We start from the raw sequence: 24,739 nt of genomic DNA, 5'->3' as shown, positions 1-24,739 counted from the left end.
CCCGCCACGGTGAACCGGTCCGCAAGATGTAGAAGATGCCATTCAGGATCCGGCGATCGTCCTGCCGTGGCACGCCGCGCGGCTTGTTCGGCAGCAACGGCGCGATGATCGACCACTCCCGGTCTGATAAATCAAAGCGAGCCATGACCAAACTCCCTTTCGTCTAGGGAGTTTGAATCACAATCCCGACTTCGCGGGAATCCCCTTTATGAGTACAGAACCTAGTTCAGCACGTAGATCAGGATCGGCGGCACCGCGGCGATCGCGGCGACGATCAAGGCCCGGAACGGCGAGGCAAAGTCAGCCTCGCCGATTCCTTTTGGAAGCTGAGCCCGGCCCGTCACCATGGCCCGCACCAGGTTCTCGCGCTTCCAGAAGAAATAGACCGCAATGACCAGGACATGCAGCGCGATCAGCGCCAGCAGGATGTTGAACAGCCACCCGTGCACGAAGCCGGCAAACTTGGCCGTGGCTTCCGAGACATTGTCGTAGAATGGCCCTTCGAAAATCACGTCATCGGCGTTGAACAGCCCGCTGCACGCCTGGACCCCGACCGCCGCCAGCAGAACCAGCACCATCAAGCCGCCGCCGGCATTGTGGCCGAAGGCATGCGACGGTTTGCGCGCGAACACGGTCTTCATATAGGCGACGACCGCGCCCGGCCCCTTGATGAACTGGGTGAAGCGCGCGGTCAGTGAGCCGACGAAGCCCCAGAGGATGCGAAACAGGATCAGCCCGCCGACGGCGAGGCCGATCTGGTAATGCGTCTCCATCCAGCCATTCTCGCCGCTGATCCAGGAGGCGACGATGCCGATCACCAGCAGCCAGTGGAAGGCCCGGACGTAGGGGTCCCAGACCCGGACCGGCGCCAGATCGGCGGCGGCGACTGAATCGTTAGGCGCCATGGAGGTTGCGCTACCTCTGCTTGAGGGCGGCGCGGCGGCGCGCGGCTGGCTTATCCATCGCGGTCTCCCAGGTCTGGTTGGGGGCAAACCACTCGCTGACGATATCGACCAGGGCGCGGATCTTCGGGCTGGAATGCCGGCTCGGCGGATAAACGACGAACAGCGTCAGCGGATTCGTCGGGAACTTGCTGAGGATTGACACGATCGTCCCCTTCTCGAGATCCTGCGCCAGCAGGAACTCCGGCAGCATGGCAATTCCCTCGCCGTCGCGCAGCGGCTCCAACAACAAATGTCCGTGATTGGCGTGGATGGTGCCGCGCACCTTCACCTGACGCGCGCCCTTGAAGCTCCATTCAAACGGTCGGCTGCTCAAGGTGTAGATGAAGCAGTTGTGCTGGGCGAGATCTTCCGGCTTCTGCGGCGTGCCGTGGGCCTTGAGATAGCCGGGCGCGGCCACGACATGGATCGGGATCTGGCGGATGCGTTTGGCGATCAGCGTCGAATCCGGCAGGGTCGCACGGATCCGGATCGCGGCGTCGAACCCCTCCTCCACCAGGTCCACCAGCCGATCGGTCGCCTCGACCGAGACGGTGAGCTTCGGGTGGCGGCGGCAGAGCTCCGACAGCATGGCGGAAAGACAGACCTGGCCGAAGGCGCTGGGCACGCTGACCCGCAAGGTTCCTGCCGGCTCGGACTGCAGATGCCGGACCGCAGCATCCGCCGCCTCCAATTCATCGAGCAGCGAGGCCGCGCTCTCGAAGTAAGCCTGGCCGGCATCGGTCGGGTGCAACCGGCGGGTCGTGCGGTGGATCAAGGTGGCGCCGAGATAGGCCTCGAGCTCCGAGACCTGCTTGGAAACCGCGGCCTTGGAAAGCCCGAGCTGGCGCGCCGCCGCGGAAAAGGAGCCGAGCTCGAGCACCTTGCGGAAGCTTCGCATCGCCGCGACCTGGTCCATTTGAACTCCGCCATTGTTCCGTCTGCGTTGACAATCTTATCACTTCAAGCGCGATTGTCACCGGCTCGCTCCGGGACGAAATATCAACTCCCGACCCAGAAGATTCCCCGGAGAGAGTCATGACCAAAGTGCTGGTGCTTTACTATTCGAGCTACGGCCATATCGAGAAGATGGCGCAGGCCATTGCCGAGGGCGCCAAGAAGGTTGGCGGCGCCGAAGTCGTCGTGAAGCGCGTGCCCGAGACGGTGCCGGCCGACATCGCCAAGCAGCACCATTTCAAGCTGGACCAGGCGGCGCCGGTCGCGACCGTCGACGAGCTCGGCGACTATGACGCGATCATCTTCGGCACGCCGACCCGCTACGGCAACATGGCGGCGCAGATGAAGACCTTCCTCGACCAGACCGGCGGGCTCTGGATGAAGGGCGCGTTGGTCGGCAAGGTCGGCAGCGTCTTCGCCTCCAGCGCCACCCAGCATGGCGGCCAGGAAACCACCATCACCAGCTTCCACACCGTGCTGTTCCACCACGGCATGGCCGTGGTCGGCCTGCCCTATTCCTGCCAGGCGCAGATGGGCGTCGATGAGATCAAGGGCGGCTCGCCCTACGGTGCCTCGACCATCGCCGGCGGCGACGGCAGCCGCCAGCCGAGCGAGCAGGAACTCGGCATGGCCCGCTTTCAGGGCGAGCACGTGGCGAGGATCGCGGCGAAGCTCCAGGCCGGCGCGACCGCGCTCGCCAAGGCCGCCGAGTAAGCTTCGACCGCAGGGACGGACGAAAGACGGCCGGAGCCGCGCTGCTCCGGCCGTTTGGCTTTGACCGTTGCGCCGGGACGGCCGCACCCATATAGCTCGCCATCGAATCCGGATCGGGGCCTCAGCATGCTGACACTCGACGCCAAGACGACCGCGCTCGTGCTCATCGACGTGCAGAAGGGCACGCTCGGCTTTCCGCTTTCGCCGCATTCCGCCGCGGACCTGGTCGCCACGACATCGGCCCTGGCGCAGCACTGCCGCAAGGCCGGCGCGCTCCTGGTCTATGTCCGCGTTGCCTTTGCCGGCGACTATGCGGATCGGCCGCAGGGCAAGACCGACGTGCCGATGATCCTGCCGCCGGGCGGCCTGCCCGCCGACTGGTCGGAATATGCCGCCGAAGTCGCGGCGATCGCGCCCGATCTCTGGCTCACCAAGCGGCATTGGAGCGCGTTCTATGGCACCGAGCTCGACCTGCAGCTCCGCCGGCGCGGCATCACCCACGTGATCTTCGGCGGCATCGCCACCAATTTCGGCGTCGAGTCCTCGGCCCGCGATGCCTGGCAGAACAATTACACCGTCATCGTCGCCAAGGATGCGTGCAGCAGCGTCGGCCCGGGCCTGCATGAATTCGCGATCGAGAAGACACTCCCGCGCGTTTCCTTGATCCGCTCGAGCGCGGAGATCGCGGCGGCACTGGCCTGATAGGGTGGCTGCGTACATCTCGCCGTGGCCGACAAACACAATTGACAGGCCTGCGAATATCCTGAATATCGGCGGCGGGCCACGCTCCCCCACCGGAGCGCATCGTTCTGGAAGGAACGCCGATGACACGTCCGACGGGGCGGCCTCAGCGGCCGCTTTTTTCGTCTGGGCCCTGCGCCAAGCGCCCGGGCTGGACTCTCTCCCTCCTCGAAAACGCGGCGCTCGGCCGCTCGCACCGATCGAAGCCCGGCAAGGCCAAGCTCGCCGAAGTCATCGATCGCTCCCGCAAGATTCTCGGCGTGCCCGCCGACTATCGCATCGGCATCGTGCCCGGCTCGGATACCGGCGCGGTCGAGATGGCGCTCTGGTCGCTGCTGGGGCCGAAGCCGGTCACCGTGCTCGCCTTCGAGAGCTTCTCCAAAGACTGGGCCAAGGACATCACCGGCCAATTGAAGTTGAACGCGACCGTGCTGGAAGCGCCCTATGGCGCCCTGCCCGATCTCAAGGCGATCGACTGGTCGCATGACCTGGTCTTCTGCTGGAACGGCACCACCTCCGGCGTGCGCCTCCCCGCCGGCGACTGGATGCCGGCCGACCGCGGCGGGCTCACGATCTGCGACGCGACCTCCGCGGCCTTCGCGATGGATCTCCCCTGGGATCGGCTCGATGTCGTGACCTGGTCCTGGCAGAAGGTGCTGGGTGGCGAGGCGGCACATGGCATGATCGCGCTCTCGCCGCGCGCCGTGGAGCGCCTCACCACCCATAAGCCGGCCTGGCCGCTGCCCAAGGTTTTCCGCATGACCGCGAGCGGCAAGCTCTCGGAAGGCATCTTCAAGGGCGAGACCATCAACACGCCCTCGATGCTCTGCGTCGAGGATCAACTCGATGCACTCGCCTGGGCCGAGCGGATCGGCGGCTTGAAGGCACTGATCGGCCGCACCGAGGCCAACATCGCGGTGCTCTCCGACTGGGTTGCCCGCTCACCCTGGGCCGCCTTCCTGGCGGAGGATGCGAAGACCCGCTCGACCACCAGCGTCTGCCTGAAGATCGTCGATCCCTGGTTCCGTGCACTGGGTTCCGAGGCCCAGCAGGACGTCGCCAAGCAGCTCGCCGCGGCGATCGAGGCGGAAGGCGTCGGCTTCGACCTCGGCGCCTATCGCGATGCGCCGCCGGGCCTGCGGATCTGGTGCGGCGCCACCGTGGAAGCCACCGACATCGCGGCGCTGCTGCCGTGGCTGGATTGGGCCTACGCGCAAGTCAAAGCCAAGACCGAGAAGGCAGCCTGATCATGAGCAAGCCCAAAGTCCTGATCGCCGACGAGCTCGCCCCGGAAGCGGTGCAGATCTTCCAGGATCGCGGCGTCGATGTCGAAGTGAAGACCGGTCTCAAGCCGAAGGAGCTGATCGAGATCATCGCCGGATTCGACGGCCTCGCCGTGCGCTCGGCCACCAAGGCTACGGCCGAGGTGATCGCCGCGGCCAAGGACCTGAAGGTGATCGGCCGCGCCGGCATCGGCGTCGACAACATCGACATCAAGGCCGCGACCGCGCGCGGCATCTGTGTGATGAACACGCCCTTCGGCAACAACATCACCACCGCCGAGCATTCGGTGGCGATGATGATGGCGCTGGCGCGGCATATCCCCCTGGCCGACCGCACCACCCATGACGGGAAGTGGGAGAAGTCGCGCTTCGTCGGCGTCGAACTCTACGCCAAGGTGCTGGGCATCGTCGGCTGCGGCAACATCGGCTCGATCGTCGCCGACCGGGCGCAGGGCCTGAAGATGAAGGTGATCGCCTTCGATCCCTTCCTGTCGCCTGAACGCGCCGTCGATCTCGGCGTCGAGAAGGTCGAGCTCGACACCCTGCTGAAGCGTGCCGATTTCATCAGCCTGCATACGCCGCTGACCGACCAGACCCGCGGCATCATCAACGCCGAAGCTTTGGCGAAGTGCAAGCCGGGCGTGCGGCTGATCAACTGCGCCCGCGGCGGCCTGGTGGTCGAAGCCGACCTGAAAGCGGCCCTCGATTCCGGTCAGGTCGCCGGCGCCGCCCTCGACGTCTTCTCCGAGGAGCCGGCCAAGACGAACATCCTGTTCAACAACCCGAACGTGGTCTGCACGCCGCATCTCGGCGCCTCCTCGACCGAGGCGCAGTTCAACGTCGCGGTCCAGGTCGCCGAGCAGATGGCGGACTTTCTGCTGCACGGCGCCGTCACCAACGCGATCAACATGGCCTCGGTCACGGTCGAGGAAGCGCCGCGGCTGCGGCCCTACATGAAGCTCGCCGAGCAATTGGGCGCCTTCGCCGGCCAGGCCACCGAGACCGGCATCCGCAAGGTGATCGTCGAATACGAAGGCCATGTCGCCGGCCTCAACACCCGGCCGCTCACCGCGATCCTGCTGCAGGGGCTGCTGAAGCCGCAGCTCGATTCCGTGAACATGGTCAACGCGCCGCTGGTCGCCAAGGAACGCGACATCGAGGTCTCCGAGGTGAAGACCGACCGCGAAGGTGACTTCCACACCCTCATTCGCTTGAGCGTCGAAAGCGAGCGCTGGCGTCGCGACGTGGCCGGCACCCTGTTCGCCGACCACCGGCCCCGGGTGGTCGAGATCAAGGGCATCAAGATCGACGCCGAATTGGGGCCGAACATGCTCTACGTCACCAACGAGGACAAGCCGGGCTTCATCGGCCGGCTGGGCACGCTGCTCGGCGACCACAAGGTCAACATCGCGACCTTCGCCCTCGGCCGCTCGGCGCCCGGCCAGGACGCGATCGCCCTGGTGGAGATCGACGGCGCGCTCCCCAACCACCTGATCGACGAGGTCCAGGCCCTCCCCGGCGTGAAGCAGGCGAAAGCGCTGAATTTCTGATAGCCTCGGCGGAAAAGGAGACCGCCATGGCCAAGAAGATCCGCCTCGACAAGCTGAAGCCCCTCGCGAAGCTGGAAGAGGCGAGCTATGACGTGCGCCTCACGGAGCTCCAGAAGAAGCTGGAGCGGGCGCAGCATGCCTATCTCTTCACCGGCGACCGGGCGGTCATCGTGTTCGAGGGGATGGACGCCGCCGGCAAGGGCGGCACGATCCGGCGCATCGCCTGGGCGCTCGACCCCAGGAGCCTCAAGGTCTGGCCGATCGGTGCACCGGATGCGATCGAGCAGAAGCAGCATTACCTGCAGCGCTTCTGGACCCGGATGCCCTCCAAGGGTCAGCTCGCGATCTTCGATCGCTCCTGGTACGGACGGGTGCTGGTGGAAAGGGTCGAGGGCTTCGCCGCGCCTGAAGCCTGGAAGCGCGCCTATGGCGAGATCAACGACTTCGAGCGGCAGCTGAACGACGAGGGCTTCCGCGTCGTCAAGCTGTTCCTCTCCGTCACCAAGGATGAGCAGCTGAAGCGCTTCGAGGACCGCCTGCGCGACCCCTTGAAGCGCTGGAAGCTCTCCTACGAGGACTTCCGCAACCGCGACAAGTGGGACGACTACGTCAAGGCGATCGAGGACATGTTCGACAAGACCTCGACCAAGCATGCGCCCTGGCACGCGATCCAGTCGGACCACAAGCCGTCGGCCCGGCTCGCCGCGATCGGCGCCATCGTCGAGGCCCTGCACAAGGGCATGAAGTGGAGCGAGCCCATCATCGACCCCAAGGTGCTGAAGATCGCGCACAAGGAATTTGGCGACGTGCCCCTGGTCGAGCGCCGCGGCAAGCCGCGCAAGAGCCGGGGCGACTAGAGCGACAGCTTCAGGCCTTCATGGCTGGTGACGAAGCCCAGCGACTTGTAGAAGCGCAGGGTGTCGTCGCGGGATTTGTTCATCGCGAGCTGCACCATGCCGCAGCCGCGGCGGCGGCACTCGGCGATCGCCCATTCGAGCAGCACATGGCCCAGCCGCTGACCGCGGCGGGATGAGGCCACGCGTACGCTCTCGATCTGGCCGCGCAACATGCCCTTCAGCGAGAGGCCGGGAATGAAGCTGAGCTGCAGATAGCCGACGACTTCGCCATCATCCTCGAGCACCGCCGGAAACTGGTTCGGGTCGCGTTCCATCGCGGCGAAGGCCGCTTCGTAAGCCGGATCGCCGGGCGCCTCGCGCGACTGCCCCAGCACGTCGTCGGCCAGCATGGCGACGATCGCCGCGAGATCGGCGCGTTCAGCCTTGCGGACCGCCGCGGTCACGGCGTCTGGGCAAAATGATAGAACAGCGCCAGCGTCGCCAGCGCCAGGAGCGCGCCGATCACCGCCGACCAGAGTCGCCGACGCAGATCCATGCGCCGCGATCAGGCCCGGCGGATGTGATGCAGGCGCGAGCGCCAGCGCTCAATGGTGCGGGCGACCAGGCCGGTATCGGTGGTGTCGTTCGACCAGGCCTCCATGAAGGACTTCACCTTCTGCCGCGGCCGCGCCGAGGCCGGCAGCTCGTTGACCGTGAGACGGGTCGGGAAGGCGACGCCCTGGCCGAACACGATCGCCTCGCGGGTGTTGAGCGCCGGCAGCGCCTGCATCAGGCCCGCGGCCGAATCCGGCAGCGCGTTCTTCACGAAGGCGAGGTCGCGCTCGTTGCCGAGGCGGAGCGTGATGATGGTGCCGCATTGCGACACGATCGACGGCGAGACTTCCGACGGACGTTGCGAGATGACGCCGAGGCCCACACCGTACTTGCGGCCTTCCTTCGCCACCTGGCCGGCGGCGTGCACCGCGAGCGAGATGGTCTTGCCGCTGCGGTCGTCCCAGAGATAGCGGTGCGCTTCCTCGCAGACCAACACGGTCGGCACCGCGCCCTCTTCGCCGCTCCAGACCGCGAAGGAGAAGATGGTGCGGAAGACAACCGAGACCACCACGTCCACGATCTCTTCCGGGATGTCGGAGAGGTCGATGGTGGTGATCGGCTTGCCCTCGACCGGGATGCGGGTCAGCTGGCAGATCACCTCGCCCATCACGTCGCGCACGAATTGCGGGCCGAACATGAAGCCGTAGCGGTCGTCGGAGGTGAGCTCTTCCAGCCGGTTGAGAACGCGCAGATAGCTCTGGATCGCTTCCGGATTGTCGAGCTTGCCCATCATGTCGTTGATGATGCGGCGGAAGTCCGAGAGGCGGAACGGCACCGGGCTGTCGAGATTAAGGCTGGAGGTCGAGGTGCCCGCCGTCGCCGCGGCCGGAGACTTCGAAACGCCGCCGGCGGCGATGCCGGCATAGAGCGTCTTCGCCTGCACCACCGCCTCGCGCAGGATCTTCACCTCCGAGGCGTAGTCGGATTCCGGCAGCACCTTGAAGACCGCGCAGATTTCCTTGAACTGCAGCATCCAATACGGCAGCCGCAACGTCTGCAGCGTCAGGCGCTCGGTCATGCCGGCGAAGGCGCCTTCATACTCGTTGTGCGGATCCAGCAGCACCATATGCGCATTCGGCAGGCGCTCCAGGATCGCCCGCAGGATCACCGAGGTGGTCGAGGTCTTACCGGAGCCGGACGAGCCGAAGATCGCGAAATGCGTCCGCAGCAGGTTGTCGACGTCGAGATAGATGTCCTGGGTGCCGTTGAACTCGGCCTTGCCGATATGGACGGTGCTGGTCGAGGTGGTCTTCACCACCGAGCCGGCATCGGCCTCGGCGACCGTTACCACCGGTGAGCCGATCGACGGCCAGCGCGCGACGCCGCGCTTGAAGTCCGTGCCGCCGCTCGCATTGGTGACGAACTGGCCGACCAGGCTGATGTCCATGACGGCGCCCTTGTCGGCGCCGGCGCTGCGGATCGCCGAGACGATGCCGAGGACACGGGCGGTCCCGCTCTGGACCTCGACCATGCTGCCGACGGTGACACCCTGGTCGCCGCCGGACCCCGACTGGGCGGCGTTGAGCTGGGTCGCATCCATCAAGGCTTTGATGTTGGAGCCGGTGACTTCCGTCACTTGGCCAATCTGCGCCGGCATCGACTGATTCTCCCCAAACCCTTGATCAGGCTGGTCTGCGCCCACCGCCCAGCTGATTCCTGACGCATTATTAGCTGGCGGACGCGCGAATTCCAATCGCGGGAATTCGGAAAATATTCTTTTCGGGCAAGGATTTGCGGGGAACCCGCTTTTACGATTGGGTAACGGGTCTATTCTATACTTTTTTCCATGAATACTTGTTTTCCTATCATTATTACAGAACAGATCGAAACAATGCCGAGTTTACCTAAAAACTGATCGAAGATCCGCGCATGACGGCCAGCAAGGAGCAGACCTGGTATTCGAACCCGGACCTGGGGCTGCCCGCCCTGTCCGAGGTCCGCACCATCACCTTCCCCAAGGACGCGCTGGTTGCGGCGATCAAATTCCTGGCCACCGCGGCCAGCCAGCCGCTGCCGCCCGGGCGGCTGGAAAGCTGCACGGTCCGCGCGGAGCCCGACATCGCGGTCACCCTGGGAATCCGCGACGACAGCACCGGGGAACTCCACGAACGGGAATTCACCGCCGAAAAGCTGGGTGCGGCGATGATCGCCTACTGCCGCCAGGTTGGCGTGCCACTGCCGCGGACCGCCGAAAAATCGCTGTCGGTCTCGGGCGACAATCTCATGCTCTGCGTCCAGGTCCGGGCCCAGAGCACGAAACTGCTGCACCACCTCGACGCCCAGCGCTTCGCGGCCAAGCGCAAATAGGCCGGTTCCGGGTAGGACGGCACGCCGCGATCCTCGCCCTTATCCGAAAATTCGGCTAGCCTCTGGCGGTGCCGTTGCCGGATCTGGAGCCCGCCGCGGATGAAGCCGATGCAAGAACAAGAAGAACTGCCGGTCTATCGCAAGATCGCGGCGATCCTGCATGACAGCATCAAGGCCGGCCGCCTGGCGCCCGGGACCATCCTGATGGAAGGCTCGCTGGCGGCGATCTTCGGCTCGAGCCGGACCCCGGTGAAGCAGGCGCTGAGCGATCTCTCCGAGCGCGGGGTGATCCAGCGTTTCGATGGCCGCGGCTTCGTGGTCGGCTCAGCCAAGACGCCGCGCCGCGTGACGGTCACCGCCGGCCTGCTCGGCCTCGACGAGGCCAATCCGGAGCTGCCGCGGACCTGGGCCTGGCAGCGGATCTACGACAGCGTCGAGCGCGCGCTGATCTTCCACTCGGCCCTGGGCAAGTTCCGAGTCAACGAGGTCGAGCTCGCGCGCCACTACAAGGTCGGCCGCACCGTCGCCCATGACGTGCTGGTCCAGGCGCAATCGACCGGTCTGCTCGCCAAGGACGAGCGGCTGCGCTGGTATGTGGTGCCGCTGGACGAGAAGCGGGTCTGCGACCTCTACGATCTCCGCGAGCTGCTGGAGCCCAAAGCCATGGCCGCCGGCATCGGCCGGGTGCCGGCCGATATCCTCGCCGGCATGGCTTCGCGGCTGGAGGCGGCGCTCGCCGCCTATCCCAAGGTCAGCGCCGCCGAGATGGATGCGCTGGAGCATGACCTCCACGTAACCATGCTCGGCTATTGCGGGAACAAGGAGATCATGGAGGCGCTGAAACGCACCCGCTGCCTCCATTTCACCCAGAAGCACATGCTCGGCGCCCAGATTTCCTATCCCGCCGCCGAGCCGTTCATGGCCGAGCACCTGGATGTCGTCCGCCCGATGCTGCGCAACGACCCGGCGGAGGTCGAAGCCCGGATGCTGGCCCACCTGCGGACTGCCCGGGCCAAGGTCATCGATCGCCTGGCCGTGTTTCGCCGGAGCTTCGGCGGCTCGGATCTGCCCTACATCGGCTGACACGCATTCTTGACCGCCCCGGCAATTGTATGAACATTGCATGCGAAAATCGGTCGTGTTAGCGTCGCCGCAACAAGATCGCGCGAGCTGACCGCGACCATGAAGACAGGGGCACTATTCAGTTAAGGCCGGTCTTATGCTGTCTCCTCCGGCGCGGGAGGCCAAGAAGGCGTGAGACCCGAACCAAGAACCACAAGCCCAAGAAACCACAAACATCGTCATCACGGGAGAACGGAGGATAACCCATGCTTAAGAAGACACTGATCGGCGCGACTGCGATTGGCCTGGCGATCGCCAGCGCCAGCCTGGTCCAGAACGGCGCCATGGCCGACACCAAGGACAAGAAGATCGCCCTCTCCAACAACTACGCCGGCAATTCCTGGCGCCAGGCGATGTTGAAGAGCTGGGACAAGGTGACCAAGCAGGCAGTGGCCGACGGCGTGGTCGCGGCGGCCGATCCCTTCACCACCTCGGAGAACCAGGTCACCGAGCAGGCGGCGCAGATCCAGAACCTGATCCTGCAGGGCTATAACGCGATCGTCGTCAACGCGGCCTCGCCGGAAGCGCTGAACCCGGCGATCAAGCAGGCCTGCGACGCCGGCATCGTCGTGGTCTCCTTCGACGGCATCGTCACCGAGCCCTGCGCCTGGCGCATCGCCGTCGACTTCAAGGCGATGGGCAAGTCGGAGCTCGACTACCTGAAGGCCAACATGCCGGATGGCGGCAACCTGCTTGAGATCCGCGGCCTGGCGGGCGTATTCGTCGATGACGAGATCCATGCCGGCATCGAGGAAGGCGTCAAGGAGAACCCGCAGTTCAAGATCGTCGGCTCGGTGCACGGCAACTGGGCGCAGGACGTCGCGCAGAAGGAAGTCGCCGGCATCCTGCCGTCGCTGCCGGAGATCAAGGCCGTGGTCACCCAGGGCGGTGACGGCTACGGCGCGGCCCAGGCCTTCAAGGCCGCCGGCCGCCCGACCCCGCTCATCATCATGGGCAACCGCGAGGATGAGCTGAAGTGGTGGAAGGAGCAGAAGGACGCGAACGGCTACAAGACCATGTCGGTCTCGATCGCGCCCGGCGTCTCCACCCTCGCCTTCTGGGTGGCGCAGATGATCCTCGACGGCCAGGAAGTGCCGAAGGACCTGATCGTGCCGTTCCTGCGAATCGACCAGGACAACCTGGAGGCCAATCTCGCCAACACCGAGAAGGGCGGCGTCGCCAACGTCGAATACTCGCTGGAAGACGCGAAGAAGGTCGTCGCCGGCAAGTAAGCTGAAGCCGTCAAGCCCGGCAATGACGGACTATTAGACACGAGGACCATATGGGAACGCAGCCGGAGCAGATCGTCAGCCTGAAGGGCGTGGCGAAAAGCTTCGGCGCCGTTCGCGCCCTGGCCGGCGTCGACCTTGCGGTCGGCGCCGGCGAATGTCTGGGGCTGGTCGGCCATAACGGCGCCGGCAAATCCACGCTGATGAACGTGCTGGCCGGCACCCTGTCGCCGGATACCGGTGCGATCGAGATCCAAGGCCAGGACCGGGCCGCCGGTTATTCCGTGACGGCGGCGCATCGCAGCGGCATCCGCTGCGTGTTCCAGGAATTGTCGCTCTGCCCCAATCTCACCGTGGCGGAGAACACCCGGATCATGCATCCGGCGCTCAAGGGCTTCGGCTGGAAGCAACGCGCGGCCAGGCTCATCCGCGAGAAGCTGGACGAGATCCTCCCCGGCCATGGAATCTCGCCGGGCGACACCGTGAGCGATCTCAGCCTCGGCCAGCGCCAGATGGTGGAGATCGCCCGTGCCTTCACGGTCACCGACGCGCCGCTGCACCTGGTGATCCTCGACGAGCCCACCTCCTCGCTCGACGCCGCGACGGCGAAGCAGCTGCTGGAGTTCGTGCGGCGCGAGGTCGCAAGGGGCCGAAGCGTCATCCTGATCTCGCATCTCCTGGGTGAGATCCTGCAATACTCGGATCGGGTCGTGGTCATGAAGGACGGCGCGGTCGTCGCCGAACGGCCGGCCCGGGCCTTCGACCGCGATTCCCTGGTGGGCGCCATGGGCACGGTGGTCGAGCATCATGCGACCGCGTCCGAGGCGAAGGCCGCGCAGGAGCGCAGCGCGGCGCCGGTGGTCGTGCGCGCGAAATCCGCGTTGCAGACCGACGCCCAGGAGCTGGTCGCCCATCGTGGCGAGATCATCGGCCTCGCCGGGTTGGCCGGCCACGGACAGACCACCATGCTGCTGCAGGTTTTCGCCGGCTCGGTCGGTCGGATGCACGGCGTCACCGTGCAGGGTCCGGCCGCCTTCATCGCCGGCGACCGCCAGACCGAGGGCATCTTCCCGCTCTGGTCGATCGCGCGGAATGTCACGATGCGTTCATTGCCGAGGATGCTGCGCCACCGGCTGGTGGATGCCGATCGGGAAACCGAGATGGCCGAATTCTGGAAGCAGCGGATCAAGATCCGCACGCCCGACATGGCGAACAACATCCTCTCGCTCTCCGGCGGCAACCAGCAGAAGGCGGTGTTCGCGCGGGCGCTGGGCTCCGATGCCGAGATCGTGCTGATGGACGACCCGATGCGCGGCGTCGACGTCGGCACCAAGCTCGAAGTCTACGATCTGCTGCGCGCCGAGGCGGCCGCGGGGCGCACCTTCCTCTGGTACACGACCGAAATGGACGAGCTCAACCACTGCGACCACATCTACGTCTTCAGGAACGGCCGCATCGTCGCCGACCTCCCGCGCGGGGAAATGACCGAACAGAAGATCCTGCAATCCTCCTTCAAGGAAAGCGCGTGATGGACGCGCCCAACACAGCGGCATGACGATGACCGCCCTCCTCAACCGCGACACGCTGCGCCGCGCCCTGCCGGCGATCACGCTCGCCGTTCTGCTGGCGGCGATCTTCGTCAAGCAGCCGATGGCGATGACCTCGTTCGGCTTGACCCTGATCCTGCAATACGCGGTGCCGATCGCGCTCGCGACCTTGGCGCAGATGTTCGTGATCGCGGTCAACGACCTCGATCTCTCGATCGGCAGCTTCGTCGGCCTCACCACCTGCATCTCCGCCCTCTACCTCGCCACCGACCCGTTGCTCGGCATCGTCCTGCTGTTGCTCTGCATCGCGGGCTACGTGGCGATGGGCGCATTGATCCACCTCCGGAACCTGCCGTCGATCGTGGTCACGCTCGGCATGTCCTTCGTCTGGCTCGGCTTCGCGGTGCTGCTGCTGCCCTCGCCGGGCGGCAAGGCGCCCGCCTGGCTGACCGGGCTGATGAACTTCAAGGTACCGCCGATCCCGGTCCACATTCCCTTCACCGACATCAACCAGCTGGTGATCCCCTTTCCCATCATCGCCGCGACGGTGATCGCGATCGTGGTCCAGCTCGGGCTGATGCATTCCTCCTACGGCGTCGTGCTGCGCGGCACCGGCGGCAATCCCAAGGCGGTCGCCCGTGCCGGTTGGTCGCTCTTGAAGACCAAGCTGGCGATGTACGGCCTGGCCGGGACCTTCGGCGTGCTCGCCGGCCTGTCGCTGATCGGCCTGACCAGCGCCGGCGATGCGCGTATCGCCGACCGCTATACGCTCTATTCCATCGCCGGGGTGATCCTGGGCGGCGGCGAGTTCATCGGCGGCAAGGTCTCGCCGGTCGGTGCCGTGCTGGGCGCGATCACCCTGGCGCTCGCCGCCTCCTTCCTGATCTTCCTCAAGATCTCGCCCGACTGGCAGATCGGCGCGCAGGGCGCCATCCTGATCATCGTGCTGGCGCTCCGCGCCGTCATCACCCGCGGGGCCGCCCGATGAGCGCTCCAGGGAACGCCACGATGCTCCTCCTCCGCCTCCGCAACGCGCCCTGGATCTGGTCGTTCATCGGCGCGGCCGCGGTCTGGCTGGCGACCATCGCCTATACCGAAGGCCAGGGCGCCGGCGCCATTGCCACCGCCGCGCTTTCCTTCGCCTGCTTCACGGTGATCGTCGGCACCGGGCAGATGCTGGTCATCACCACCGGCCCCGGCAATGTCGATCTCTCGATCCCCGCCACGATCACGCTCTGCGGCACCGTCGCCATGAAGGTGATGGACGAGCAGAACGGCTGGATCATCGTCGGCATCGTCGCCGCGCTGGCCGCCGGCGCCGTGGTCGGCGCGCTCAACTACGCGCTGATCCGCTTTCTCAGGATCCCGCCGATCATCGCCACGCTCTCGATGAGCTTCCTGGTTCAGTCGAGCGCCATCGCCTATAACCGCGGCCTCCGCATCAAGCCGCCCTCGATGCTCGATGCCTTCACCACCGGCGAGACCCTGGGCGTGCCCTGGATCGCGGTCGTCACCGTCCTGTTCTCGGTCGCGGTCGGCATCGTCGTCGGGCGCAGCTACTACGGCCGCGCGATCTCGGCGATCGGGCAGAACAGCCGCGCCGCCTGGCTCGCCAACATTCCGGTCGAGCGCTTCAAGTTCCTGACCTATGTGGCGAGCGCCCTGCTCTCCGCGACCTGCGGCATCCTGCTCGCCGGCTTTTCCGGCGGGCCGTCGCTGGACATGGGCACGGAATACCTGCTGGGCTCGATCGCGGTCGTCGTCATCGGCGGCACCTCGGTCGCCGGCGGACGCGCCTCGGTGCCCGGCATCTGGGGCGCCGCGCTCTTCATGTTCCTGCTGGTGACCATGCTCAACACCTACGGCGCCAGCTCCGGCATCCGCCTGGTCGCCACCGGCCTCATCATTATCGCCGTGATCGCGATCGCCGGCGGCGAGAAGGAAAGCCGCTAAGCTTCCACACTCCAGCCCCAATCGCGCCGGAAAGGCGCCCGACTCCCCCGCTACCCCTGCAGCATCAGCAACGGGGGAGAGTCCATGCGCATTCTCATCATCAACCCGCCGCATCCGGCGATCGGCAGCCGGATTCCCGACGACCACCTGCCGCCTTTGGGCCTGCTCTCGATCGGCGGGCCGCTGATCGACGACGGGCACCAGGTCCGCCTGCTCGACGCCGAGTTCGGGCCGATGCCGCTCACCGCCATCATCCGCGAAGCCCTGGCTTATGCGCCCGAGGCCGTGCTGATCGGCCATTCCGGCTCGACCTCCGGCCATCCCGGCGCCACGGCGATCTTCAAGGCCCTGCGGCAGGCCTTGCCGATGGCGCGCCTGATCTACGGCGGCGTCTTCCCGACCTATCACTGGCGCGAGGTCCTGGCGGAAGTGCCGGAGATCGACGTCATCGTTCGCGGCGAGGGCGAGGAGACCGCGCGGCGGCTGATGAACGCGCTGGACGGCGGCGGTGCTTTGAGCGACATCGCGATCGAGGACATCGAGCTCGGCCATATTCCCGGCATCGCCTATCGCCGCGGCTTCAAGGCGGTGGCCACCATCCCGGCGCCGACCATCCAGGATCTCGACGCCTATCGCATCGGCTGGGAGCTGATCGACTTCAAGCGCTACAGCTATTGGGGCGGCAAGCGCGCGGTGGTGGTGCAGTTCTCGCGCGGCTGCCCGCACTTGTGCAATTACTGTGGCCAGCGCGGCTTCTGGACCCGCTGGCGGCACCGCGATCCCCGGAAGTTCGCGGCCGAGCTGGCCCGGCTGCACCGCGAGCACGGCGTCGAGCTCTTCAACTTCGCCGACGAGAATCCGACGGTCTCGCGCAGCGCCTGGAAGACCTTCCTCGAGGCCTTGATCGCCGAGAAGGTGAACGTGCTGCTGGTCGGCTCGACCCGCGCCGACGACATCGTGCGCGACGCCGACCTGCTGCATCTCTACCGCAAGGCCGGCTGGATCCGCTTCCTGCTCGGCATGGAGAATACCGATCCCGCGACCCTGAAGCTGATCCAGAAGGGCGGCGGCACCGCCACCGACCGCAAGGCGATCCAGGAGCTCCGCAGGAACGGCATCCTCTCCATGGCGACCTGGGTGGTCGGCTTCGAGGAGGAGCGCGACCGCGACTACTGGCGCGGCATGCGGCATCTTCTCGCCTACGACCCCGACCAGATCCAGCTGCTCTACGTGACGCCGCACCGCTGGACGCCCTACTTCCGCCTCGCCGCGAACCGGCGCGTGATCCAGCTCGACCGCAGCCGCTGGGACTACAAGCACCAGGTGCTGGCGACCCGGCATGTCCCACCCTGGCGCGTGCTGATCTGGGTGAAGCTCACCGAAGTGGTGCTGCAGGCGCGGCCGAAGGCGCTCCGGCGCACCTATCTCCATCCCGATCCGGTCTTGCGCCAGAGCATGCGCTGGTATTCGCAGATGGGAAGGCGGGTCTGGCCGTTCGAGATCAAGAACTTCCTGTTCCGCGACCGCCGCACTAAGGGCGGCCCTAGCGTCGCCGCCTTCTGGGGCGCGCCCCAGGACGCGGAGGAAGAGGCGCTGCAGGTGGTCAGAACGAAAGCATCGCCAACAGGAATAGCGACGCGGCCGGCAATAGAATCGCGCCGATCGATTGGATGAGCAAACCGGCAAAGGCGATGACGTCCCTTGCCGTCGCGGGCCGGGACTGCCTCTCGGACGGACGCAGCGCCCGGATCGCCGCGAGATCGAGCTCCAGCAGATCCGGGCGATAGAAGCTGGTGCCGTAGCGCCCCATCATGAAGGCGCGCCAGATCGCCCGGGGCGACCAGAAGAGGCCGAGCGTCACCAGCGGCAGCAGCAGCAACGAGGCGCCGGGATGCGGATAGCGGCCGGCGGCGAATTCCCAGGTCGCGACCTGGAACTCGCCGCGCATGTTGAACGGGAAGCCGTTCAGGATGTGGTGCAGGTCGTGGCGCTGGATCGCAGCACGGCGCCAGGAGAAGTTCGGCACCGGAATGGTCAGCGGCCCGATCCGGAACGGCCAGGTCCGCGTCGCATCATAGCTGCCGTCGATGCCATGCTCGGCGCGCAGCCGCGCCAGCCAGGCCATCGCATCCGCATGCCGGGTCACACCGCCTCCGGCCTGAAGGCGAATTGTTGCCGGATGGCTTCCAGCCCGACCGCCAGCGGCATCAACGCCAGCGCGATCCAGCGCGCGACGGCATTGCGCTGCGCGATCGCCATGCAGACCGCCGGGAAGCCGGCATAGCTGCGCGCACCCTGGTGCAGCACCAGCAGTGTCAGGGCAGGATCGACCTCCAGCGCGACCTTCCGGCCGACCAGCAGGCGCATCTGGCCTTTGCTCAGGATCGCTTCCGGCCATTCCATCCGCGCCGGCGCGCCGTCCTCGATGCGCAAGGCCGCGACCAGCGTCTTCAAGCGCAGTGGCTGGAAGCGCCCGTCGTCCGGCCGATAGCGCGGCGGCGCCAGCAGCGATCGGCTGAGAGCATCGACCCGGGCCAGCTCGGCACGGGCGGGGAGATGCTCCGGCAGCCGGAAATTCCAGGCGAGGCCCAGGCGACGCAACACCATCAGCATCCACCAGCCGGGATCCCACTCGCCGGGAAAGAGGCCGAGCCGCGACGAGCCCGGGAAGGCATGGTGGTTGTTGTGCCAGCACTCGCCCATGGTGAGGATCGAGGTGAGACGGATGTTGCGGCCCTGCACCGCGGCCTGCTCGACCTCGAAATGCATGCCGCCCTTGTTGTGCGCGAAATGTCCGATCAGCCAATGCCCGAGCACGCCCGCCGTCACCCGCGCGCAGGTGCCGAAGAAGACGAAGCTCCAGCCGCCGAGTGCATAGAGTGCCAGCGCCGGCGGCAGCTGCTGCAGCATCCAGGTCGCCTCGAGAAAGCGGTAGAAGCGGTTGCCGGCGACGCGTTCCTCGATGGTGATCGCCGGCGGGTTGGCAAGTCGGAGCTCGCAATTCAGTTGCCACCAGCCGTCTAGCCAGAAGCTGCGGCCATGGCGCAGATAATCGTGGCAGACCGGCAGGCGTTGCGCGTAGTCGCGCAGGTCATGCGCCCGCATCAGCCCGATCGGCCCGGAGAGCCCGACCTGCACGCCCATATAGACCAGGAAATATTCGAGCCAGATCGGGCATTCGAAGCTGTTATGAATGAGCTTGCGATGCGATCCCAGCGAATGGCCGAACAGCAGCACCGCGCCGGTCGCGAGAATGAAGACCAGCAGGCCGCTCCAGGTGAAGAAGAGGCTGCCGCCGATCAGCGCCGCCGCCGCCATGCCGATGAACCAGAGCGATTTCGCCGGCGCATAGACCACCGCGCCTTCGGTGACGCTCGCCACATCCATCGCGGCGACGCGGTGCTGCTTCAGGCTCTCCGGAAAAGCATTCATGGTCGATCCCCCTTCCACAATGCGATCAGGCCGGCTTCTTCACCCGGCCCTTCGCCTTCGCGATCTTCTCGGATTCCCGCTTCAACGGCCGGCCGACCGGGCAGAGCTCGAAGGCAAAGCCGGTCAGGCTGTTCACCAGGTTGTCGGGATTGAGCTTGTAATAGACGAACTGGCCGCGCCGCTCGCTGGTCACCAGATCGGCATTCTCCAGCACCGAAAGATGCCGCGAGATGGTCGGGGCACTCATCTGGAAGCGCTCGGCCAGCTCCGACGTGGTCAGCTCGGCCGAGGAGAGAAAGGCCAGGATCTCCCGCCGCGGCCGCGACGCCAAAGCCTCGAACACCTTGTCCAGCGACATTGAAATGCCTCGATAATCTTGTAATTAGCTAATGTGCTAATTCCGAAATTAGCAAATCCAGTATCTGGGCGCAAGCGGCTGGTTTTTAGGCTAAGGCGGTCCCGAGCTGGGCGACGGCGATGGATTCGGCGCGGATCGAATCCAGCACCGCGCGGTGCAGCTGCTGGAACCGGGGGCTCGCCACCAGGTCGTAGTGGCGGGGCCGTTCGAGATCGATGTCGATGATCTCCTTGATCCGGCCGGGGCGGTTGCTCATGACGGCCACGCGGTCCGACATATAGACTGCCTCCTCCACGTCATGGGTGATGAAGAGCACGGTCAGCCGGTGTCTCTCCCAGATCCGGGTCAAGAGCTCCTGCATGTGATGCCGGGTCAACGCGTCCAATGCGCCGAACGGCTCGTCCATCAGCAGCATCTTCGGGCGATAGCTGAGCGCGCGGGCGATCGCGACGCGCTGCTTCATGCCGCCCGAAAGCTCGCGCGGGTAGGAATCGGCGAAACCGTCCAGCCCGACCAGCTTGAGGTGATCCAGCGCCGCATCCGCGGCTTCCTTGCCGCGCATCCCCGCCTCGCGCAGCGCGAACTCGACATTCTGCCGCGCGGTCAGCCAGGGGAAGAGCGTGTAGCTCTGGAACACCACGCCGCGGTCGAGGCCGGGGCCGTCCACAGGCACGCCGTCCACCAGCACCTCGCCCTGGTCATGGGATTCCAGGCCGGCGACGATCGAGAGCAAGGTGCTCTTGCCGCAGCCCGAGGTGCCGACCAGGGACAGGAACTCGTTGTCGCCGATCGCCAGATCGACGCCCTGCAAGGCGGTGACGGCGCGCGTCCCTTCGCCGAAGGTCTTCGAGAGATTGGTGATGGTGAGTTTCGGCATCATCTCACCGCGGCGCCATGTAGCGGAACATGCGGCGGCCGAGCGCCTTCATCGCCTGGTCGGTGGCGAGGCCGAAGCAGCCCAGCAGCAGGATGTAGCCGATGATGAGATCGGTCTGAAAGAACCTTTGGGCAGTCGTGATGCGATAGCCCATGCCCGAGGTCGCAGCGACCAGCTCGGCCACCACCAGCCAGGTCCAGGCCCAACCCAGGCTGATGCGCAGCGAATCCCAGATCCCCGGCATGGCGCTCGGCAGCACGATGCGGGTGAGGATGCGCCGCTCCGGCATCTGCAGGGTGCGGCCGAGATTGATGAAGTCCCAGGGCACGCCCTTCACGTTGTCCATGATCAGCAGCACCTGCTGGAAGAAAGTGCCGATCCAGATGATGAGATACTTCTGCGTGTCGCCGGTGCCGGTCCAGAGAATGGTCAGCGGCACGAAGGCGACCACCGGCATGTAGCGGATGAAATCGACCACCGGCTCGACGATCGCCTCCCAGGCCTTGTAGCAGCCGATCAGCACGCCGATCGGCAGCGCGAAAGCCGTGGAGATCAGGAAGCCGATGCTGATCCGGAAGATGCTGATGCCGGCATCCTGCCAGAGCTGCCCCGAAGCCGCGAGTTCGCCCAGCCGCGCCACCACCTTGGGCGGGCTCGGCAGGAACAGCGGCTTCACCCATTCATTCGCCGTCGCAATCCACCACAGCGCCAGCAGCAGCGCAAAGACCACGATCGAGATCCCGACGAACTGCACCCGGGTGATCGACGCGGTCAGGCGAAAGAGAGAATGGTTGGGCTTGCTTGGCATGTCTTACTTTGAGCGACGTCACACTGGATCTTGAGCATCACAGCTGCATATGCCCCCATCCCGACCTTCCCCCTGAAGGGGGAAGGAGTCCAATAGAGCCGCTCGCTCTATCGAGCCCCTCCCCCCTTCAGGGGGGAGGATGGGAGGGGGGCATGCAGCCGTGATGTTCCCGAGTTCAGTCCATCAGTCGATCCAGCGCGCGCAGCCTCAAGCCGCCGCCACAAACCGCGGATCGATCAGCCCCGGGCCATCGACGTCCTTGGTCAGGATGCCGGCCTTGGTGGCGGCGTCCTTCACCGCGGGCATCACCTTGTTCTTGTAGTCGCCGCCGAGCTGGGTCTTGTTCTCGGCGATCGAGTAATAGGTGACGCCGTCGAAAGCCGTGGCCAGCTCTTCCGGCTTGGCGCCGACCGCTTCGGAGATGATCGCGCGGGCACCCGCGGTGTCCATCTTGTAGGCGGCGAGCGCCGCGTCCCAGGTCTTCAACAGCGCCAGGATCTGGCCCGGCTTCTCGGCCAGGAACTTGTCGCTGACCACCAGCACGTCGCTGATCAGGCCCGGCGCCACGCCGGCCTCGTAGATCATCTTGGTCTTCTTGTTCTGATTGAGCGCGAGCGTCAGATACGGCTCATAGGTCACCGCCACCGGCACCTTGCCGGCGATGAGCGCGCTGCCGGCATCGGCGGCGGGCATCGGCACCTTCTGGATGTCGGCGACGCTCATCCCGTTCGCGGCCAGCGCGTAGTTCAGCAGGAGGTCGCTGGTCGTCCCTTCCTCATAGGCGACCTGCATGCCCTTCAAGCCCTTGATGTCGGTGACCGAGCCGTCGGAGAGCATCGCGTCGGCGGTCATCGAGACGTCGAGCAGCATCACGATCTTCAGCGGCAGGCCGGCGGCGGCGAAAGCCATCGCGGTATGGGTGGCGATGTTGCCGCATTCCAGCTGGCCGCTGGCCAAAGCCGCGTTGAGATCGGCGTCGGTGGTGAAGTTCACGATCTCGACCTCGTCCAGGCCCTGCTCCTTGAACAGGCCCTTCTTGGCGGCGACATGCCATTGCCCGTAGCCGAGCCAGGGCTCGATGCCCATCTTGATCGCGCCGGCTTCGGGCTTCGCCGGAATGTCCTGGGCGAAGGCGCTGCGGAACGTCGAAGCGACGCCCAAAGCGGCGGCGCCGGCCATCATCTGGCGTCGGGTCGTGTTGAAAGTCATGGAAGCCCCCTCTGTCTCGGTTTCGTTGGAAAGGATGGGGCGAGTGTCGTGATTGCACCCGCTGCCGTCAACGACCTGTCACCGTTTTAGGCCCTGGTTTACCGGGAACCAATTGGTTCAACGGCATCGAGGAAGGCGGAGAGTGCGTCCCCTGCCCCTTCCTTGGGCGCGCTGCCCATCATCACGGCAATGCCGAGCCCGATCGCCGAGGAGACCGGGTTATGCGCCCCCGCACCGCTCCGAAGATTCATCACCAGGGTCGGGCAGCAGAACAACGCCAGCTTCAGCAGCCGCCGCCAGTCCTGCGGCAAAGCCCCACGCGCCTGCATTTCGGCAAGCAGCGGCCGCCACAGCAGTTCCGCCTTCTGTTCCAGGAATGCCGTCCGCAAGGGCGAGAGCGCCCAATCGGTCTTGATCTCCAGCAAGTCGCCGCGCCGCATCACCTCGGCCCGGAAGCGGGTCGCTGCAACCTGCGGCTCATAGAGCCAATAAGGATGCGCGAAAATGTTGTGGAAGGTCGGCTTCACCTCGGCCAGCAAAGCCGGCACATGCGACCCCGCGAAGGCGGGATCGAACAGCGTGAGACGTGGCGGGCGCTGTCTCTCCTCGAACCAGACATTGGCATTGTGTGCATCGCCATGAGCGGTGACACCGAGCCCCGCGAAGTTGCGCGGCTCGAGCTCGGTGAAGGCCGCCTCGAACAGCGCGCCGAGACTCTCCGAATAGACCACGCCATTGAACGCGACCTTGAGGTCGCGCAGCTCGCGCCAATTGATGGTCAGACCCGGCAGCGCGAAATCCTGATCCGCGTAGAACGACCGGAAGCGTCCACCTATCCGTCCCGGCCGATCGAAGTCCCGCAGCCGCTCGTGAAACAACCGATGGATCGGCTCCGCTCGCGATTGCGCTTCCGTAATCGGATGCAGTGTCTTCGCATAGACCGCGGCGACCGCACGATCGAGCGCTTCCTGCGCCGCGAGCACCTGCGCCAGCAATGCGGCATCCTTCTCCCCATCGAGGTACCGCGCCATGTCGGCAAGCCGCCGGTCCTTCCGCAGCCGATAGAGCAGGATCTGCCGTCCCGGCTTGGTGCTGGTCTCGACCGGCAGGTCGACGGGGAGACCGGCCTCGGCCAGGATGCGGGCGCGGTAATATTCGCCGGCCATCCGGTCCTCGCCCTCCTCCTGGTGGAACTTGAAGAAGAAGGAGCCGGCCTCGGTCTCGACGAAGCCGTTCAGCGAGTTGAGGCTGTAAGCGTCGCGGTTGATGAAGAGCTCGTGCACCGGCCGCCCGAACTCCTCGGCGATCAGCGCCGCGACCACGGCCTCCGCCTCGGCCACCCGCCCGCCCTGCATCAGCGCCCGCGCTTTCGCTGTTGGGGATTCCCCTGGGGCTGCGTCTTCTGTGCTCTCGCTCATCCGGTCCGTCTCGGCTAGCTTGTTGCAGCCTTATACGGAGAGCTCCTTGTCTATACAACCGCAGGCACTTTCAGCCTTCAGCCTGGCCGGCCGGCGCGCCCTGGTCACCGGCGCCAGCCGCGGCATCGGCCGCGCAATCGCGCTGGGCCTGGCGCAGGCGGGCGCCGCGGTCGCGGTCTCCGGCCGCAAGAAAGCGGCGCTCGACGAAGTCGCCGCGGCAATCTCCGATGCCGGCGGCGTCGCGGTTCCGGTGGTGCAGGACGTCGCCAAGGCCGAGGACTGCCGCCTCGGCGTAATGCAGGCGGCCGCTGCCTTGGGTGGGCTCGATATCCTCATCAACAATGCGGGCATGGAAGAGGTGAAGCCCTCGCTGGAGATTGACGAGGCGCTCTGGGACCGCATCCTCGACACCAATCTCAAAGGCGCCTTCTTCTGCGCCCAGGCCGCCGCCGCCGAGATGCAGCGCGCCCAGAAGGGCGGCGCCATCGTCAACCTCTGTTCCCTCACCACCTATCGGGGCATCCCGACCGCGGTCCCCTATGGCTCCTCCAAGACCGGCCTCTTGGGTATGACCCGGGCGCTGGCCGCCGAATGGGCGCCCTTGAAGATCCGGGTCAATGCCGTGGCGCCGGGCTATTTTCGGACCGAATTGACCGAGGTCTTCTATCATGACGCATCCTGGCAGGAGGCCATGCTAAGGAAGATCCCGCTGGGGCGGTTCGGGCAGCTGGACGACCTCACCGGCGCGGCGATCTTCCTTGCCTCGGACGCCGCGGCCTATATAACCGGCCAGTGCCTCGGCATCGACGGCGGCACTCTCGCCTCTCTTTAGATGGATCGGA

At 66.0% G+C, this 24,739-nt stretch carries 25 protein-coding genes; 13 read left to right on the top strand and 12 right to left on the bottom strand.

Annotated features, from left to right (window positions below; all coding sequences use genetic code 11):
* The 3 genes from ACH2CY_RS23210 to ACH2CY_RS23200 form a co-directional block, all read right to left on the bottom strand.
* A partial coding sequence (locus ACH2CY_RS23210; RefSeq protein ID WP_395019029.1) for a transposase occupies positions 1-145 on the bottom strand: 145 nt, incomplete at its 3' end.
* A 76-nt stretch (positions 146-221) separates the two neighbouring features.
* Entirely contained in the window at positions 222-905 is a 684-nt protein-coding gene (locus tag ACH2CY_RS23205; RefSeq protein ID WP_395022074.1) for a cytochrome b/b6 domain-containing protein, read from the bottom strand.
* Between the two features lie 10 nt (positions 906-915).
* The gene (locus ACH2CY_RS23200; RefSeq protein ID WP_395022072.1) at positions 916-1,860 is read right to left on the bottom strand and encodes a LysR family transcriptional regulator; all 945 of its coding nucleotides are present in this window, start codon (positions 1,858-1,860) and stop codon (positions 916-918) included.
* A gap of 119 nt (positions 1,861-1,979) precedes the next feature.
* Here ACH2CY_RS23200 and wrbA point away from each other — a divergent pair, with 119 nt between their 5' ends.
* The 5 genes from wrbA to ACH2CY_RS23175 all read left to right on the top strand — a co-directional run bounded on the left by wrbA (position 1,980) and on the right by ACH2CY_RS23175 (position 7,043).
* Positions 1,980-2,612 carry an NAD(P)H:quinone oxidoreductase gene (gene wrbA / locus ACH2CY_RS23195; protein WP_395022069.1) on the top strand — a complete coding sequence of 211 codons (633 nt, stop codon included), beginning with the start codon at positions 1,980-1,982 and terminating at the stop codon, positions 2,610-2,612.
* A 126-nt stretch (positions 2,613-2,738) separates the two neighbouring features.
* Positions 2,739-3,314 (top strand): hydrolase, encoded by a 576-nt coding sequence (locus tag ACH2CY_RS23190; RefSeq protein ID WP_395022068.1) that lies wholly within the window; start codon positions 2,739-2,741, stop codon positions 3,312-3,314.
* Between the two features lie 122 nt (positions 3,315-3,436).
* The gene (locus ACH2CY_RS23185) at positions 3,437-4,600 is read left to right on the top strand and encodes a phosphoserine transaminase (protein WP_395022066.1); all 1,164 of its coding nucleotides are present in this window, start codon (positions 3,437-3,439) and stop codon (positions 4,598-4,600) included.
* Positions 4,601-4,602: 2 nt separating this feature from the next.
* On the top strand, positions 4,603-6,186 hold the full coding sequence (gene serA / locus ACH2CY_RS23180) for a phosphoglycerate dehydrogenase (RefSeq protein WP_395022065.1): 1,584 nt from the start codon (positions 4,603-4,605) through the stop codon (positions 6,184-6,186).
* Positions 6,187-6,212: 26 nt separating this feature from the next.
* Positions 6,213-7,043, top strand: coding sequence for a polyphosphate kinase 2 family protein (locus tag ACH2CY_RS23175; RefSeq protein WP_395022064.1), 831 nt, complete (start codon positions 6,213-6,215; stop codon positions 7,041-7,043).
* On the opposite strand, the gene ACH2CY_RS23170 is transcribed toward ACH2CY_RS23175, so the two are convergent.
* The gene (locus tag ACH2CY_RS23170; RefSeq protein WP_395022063.1) at positions 7,040-7,486 is read right to left on the bottom strand and encodes a GNAT family N-acetyltransferase; all 447 of its coding nucleotides are present in this window, start codon (positions 7,484-7,486) and stop codon (positions 7,040-7,042) included. The genes ACH2CY_RS23175 and ACH2CY_RS23170 overlap by 4 nt on opposite strands.
* A gap of 101 nt (positions 7,487-7,587) precedes the next feature.
* Positions 7,588-9,234, bottom strand: coding sequence for an ATP-binding protein (locus tag ACH2CY_RS23165; protein WP_395022062.1), 1,647 nt, complete (start codon positions 9,232-9,234; stop codon positions 7,588-7,590).
* Positions 9,235-9,506: 272 nt separating this feature from the next.
* Here ACH2CY_RS23165 and ACH2CY_RS23160 point away from each other — a divergent pair, with 272 nt between their 5' ends.
* From ACH2CY_RS23160 to bchE, 7 genes are all read left to right on the top strand, one after another.
* Positions 9,507-9,944: a hypothetical protein gene (locus tag ACH2CY_RS23160; protein WP_395022060.1), complete on the top strand. Its 438-nt coding sequence runs from the start codon at positions 9,507-9,509 to the stop codon at positions 9,942-9,944.
* Between the two features lie 108 nt (positions 9,945-10,052).
* Positions 10,053-11,027, top strand: a complete 975-nt coding sequence (locus tag ACH2CY_RS23155) for a GntR family transcriptional regulator (protein ID WP_395022059.1) — start codon at positions 10,053-10,055, stop codon at positions 11,025-11,027.
* Between the two features lie 245 nt (positions 11,028-11,272).
* The gene (locus ACH2CY_RS23150) at positions 11,273-12,298 is read left to right on the top strand and encodes an ABC transporter substrate-binding protein (protein WP_395022058.1); all 1,026 of its coding nucleotides are present in this window, start codon (positions 11,273-11,275) and stop codon (positions 12,296-12,298) included.
* Positions 12,299-12,348: 50 nt separating this feature from the next.
* The gene (locus tag ACH2CY_RS23145) at positions 12,349-13,824 is read left to right on the top strand and encodes a sugar ABC transporter ATP-binding protein (RefSeq protein ID WP_395022057.1); all 1,476 of its coding nucleotides are present in this window, start codon (positions 12,349-12,351) and stop codon (positions 13,822-13,824) included.
* A gap of 28 nt (positions 13,825-13,852) precedes the next feature.
* The gene (locus ACH2CY_RS23140; RefSeq protein WP_395022055.1) at positions 13,853-14,830 is read left to right on the top strand and encodes an ABC transporter permease; all 978 of its coding nucleotides are present in this window, start codon (positions 13,853-13,855) and stop codon (positions 14,828-14,830) included.
* A gap of 20 nt (positions 14,831-14,850) precedes the next feature.
* Positions 14,851-15,795, top strand: a complete 945-nt coding sequence (locus ACH2CY_RS23135; RefSeq protein WP_395022052.1) for an ABC transporter permease — start codon at positions 14,851-14,853, stop codon at positions 15,793-15,795.
* A gap of 84 nt (positions 15,796-15,879) precedes the next feature.
* The gene (bchE, locus tag ACH2CY_RS23130; protein ID WP_395022050.1) at positions 15,880-17,469 is read left to right on the top strand and encodes a magnesium-protoporphyrin IX monomethyl ester anaerobic oxidative cyclase; all 1,590 of its coding nucleotides are present in this window, start codon (positions 15,880-15,882) and stop codon (positions 17,467-17,469) included.
* Here bchE and ACH2CY_RS23125 read toward each other — a convergent pair.
* The 7 genes from ACH2CY_RS23125 to ACH2CY_RS23095 all read right to left on the bottom strand — a co-directional run bounded on the left by ACH2CY_RS23125 (position 17,399) and on the right by ACH2CY_RS23095 (position 23,897).
* Positions 17,399-17,941 (bottom strand): hypothetical protein, encoded by a 543-nt coding sequence (locus tag ACH2CY_RS23125; protein ID WP_395022048.1) that lies wholly within the window; start codon positions 17,939-17,941, stop codon positions 17,399-17,401. The genes bchE and ACH2CY_RS23125 overlap by 71 nt on opposite strands.
* Positions 17,938-19,227: an acyl-CoA desaturase gene (locus tag ACH2CY_RS23120; RefSeq protein ID WP_395022047.1), complete on the bottom strand. Its 1,290-nt coding sequence runs from the start codon at positions 19,225-19,227 to the stop codon at positions 17,938-17,940. Before ACH2CY_RS23120 ends, ACH2CY_RS23125 begins: the two co-directional genes overlap by 4 nt.
* A gap of 25 nt (positions 19,228-19,252) precedes the next feature.
* Positions 19,253-19,585 (bottom strand): metalloregulator ArsR/SmtB family transcription factor, encoded by a 333-nt coding sequence (locus ACH2CY_RS23115; RefSeq protein ID WP_395022045.1) that lies wholly within the window; start codon positions 19,583-19,585, stop codon positions 19,253-19,255.
* A gap of 85 nt (positions 19,586-19,670) precedes the next feature.
* Entirely contained in the window at positions 19,671-20,465 is a 795-nt protein-coding gene (locus ACH2CY_RS23110; RefSeq protein ID WP_395022044.1) for an ABC transporter ATP-binding protein, read from the bottom strand.
* 1 nt (position 20,466) lies between these two features.
* On the bottom strand, positions 20,467-21,270 hold the full coding sequence (locus ACH2CY_RS23105) for an ABC transporter permease (protein ID WP_395022042.1): 804 nt from the start codon (positions 21,268-21,270) through the stop codon (positions 20,467-20,469).
* A 207-nt stretch (positions 21,271-21,477) separates the two neighbouring features.
* Positions 21,478-22,479 (bottom strand): ABC transporter substrate-binding protein, encoded by a 1,002-nt coding sequence (locus tag ACH2CY_RS23100; protein ID WP_395022040.1) that lies wholly within the window; start codon positions 22,477-22,479, stop codon positions 21,478-21,480.
* A 98-nt stretch (positions 22,480-22,577) separates the two neighbouring features.
* A complete protein-coding gene (locus ACH2CY_RS23095; protein ID WP_395022039.1) occupies positions 22,578-23,897 on the bottom strand; it encodes a hypothetical protein in 1,320 nt (439 codons plus the stop codon).
* A gap of 46 nt (positions 23,898-23,943) precedes the next feature.
* Between ACH2CY_RS23095 and ACH2CY_RS23090 the strand changes: the two genes are divergently transcribed.
* On the top strand, positions 23,944-24,729 hold the full coding sequence (locus tag ACH2CY_RS23090) for an SDR family NAD(P)-dependent oxidoreductase (RefSeq protein ID WP_395022037.1): 786 nt from the start codon (positions 23,944-23,946) through the stop codon (positions 24,727-24,729).
* Positions 24,730-24,739: the final 10 nt, after the last annotated feature.

This window comes from Dongia sp., from assembly GCF_041905885.1.
Taxonomy (GTDB): domain Bacteria; phylum Pseudomonadota; class Alphaproteobacteria; order Dongiales; family Dongiaceae; genus Dongia.
Note: the sequence above shows the minus strand (reverse complement) of the source record. Positions and strands in the feature narration are given on the sequence as shown.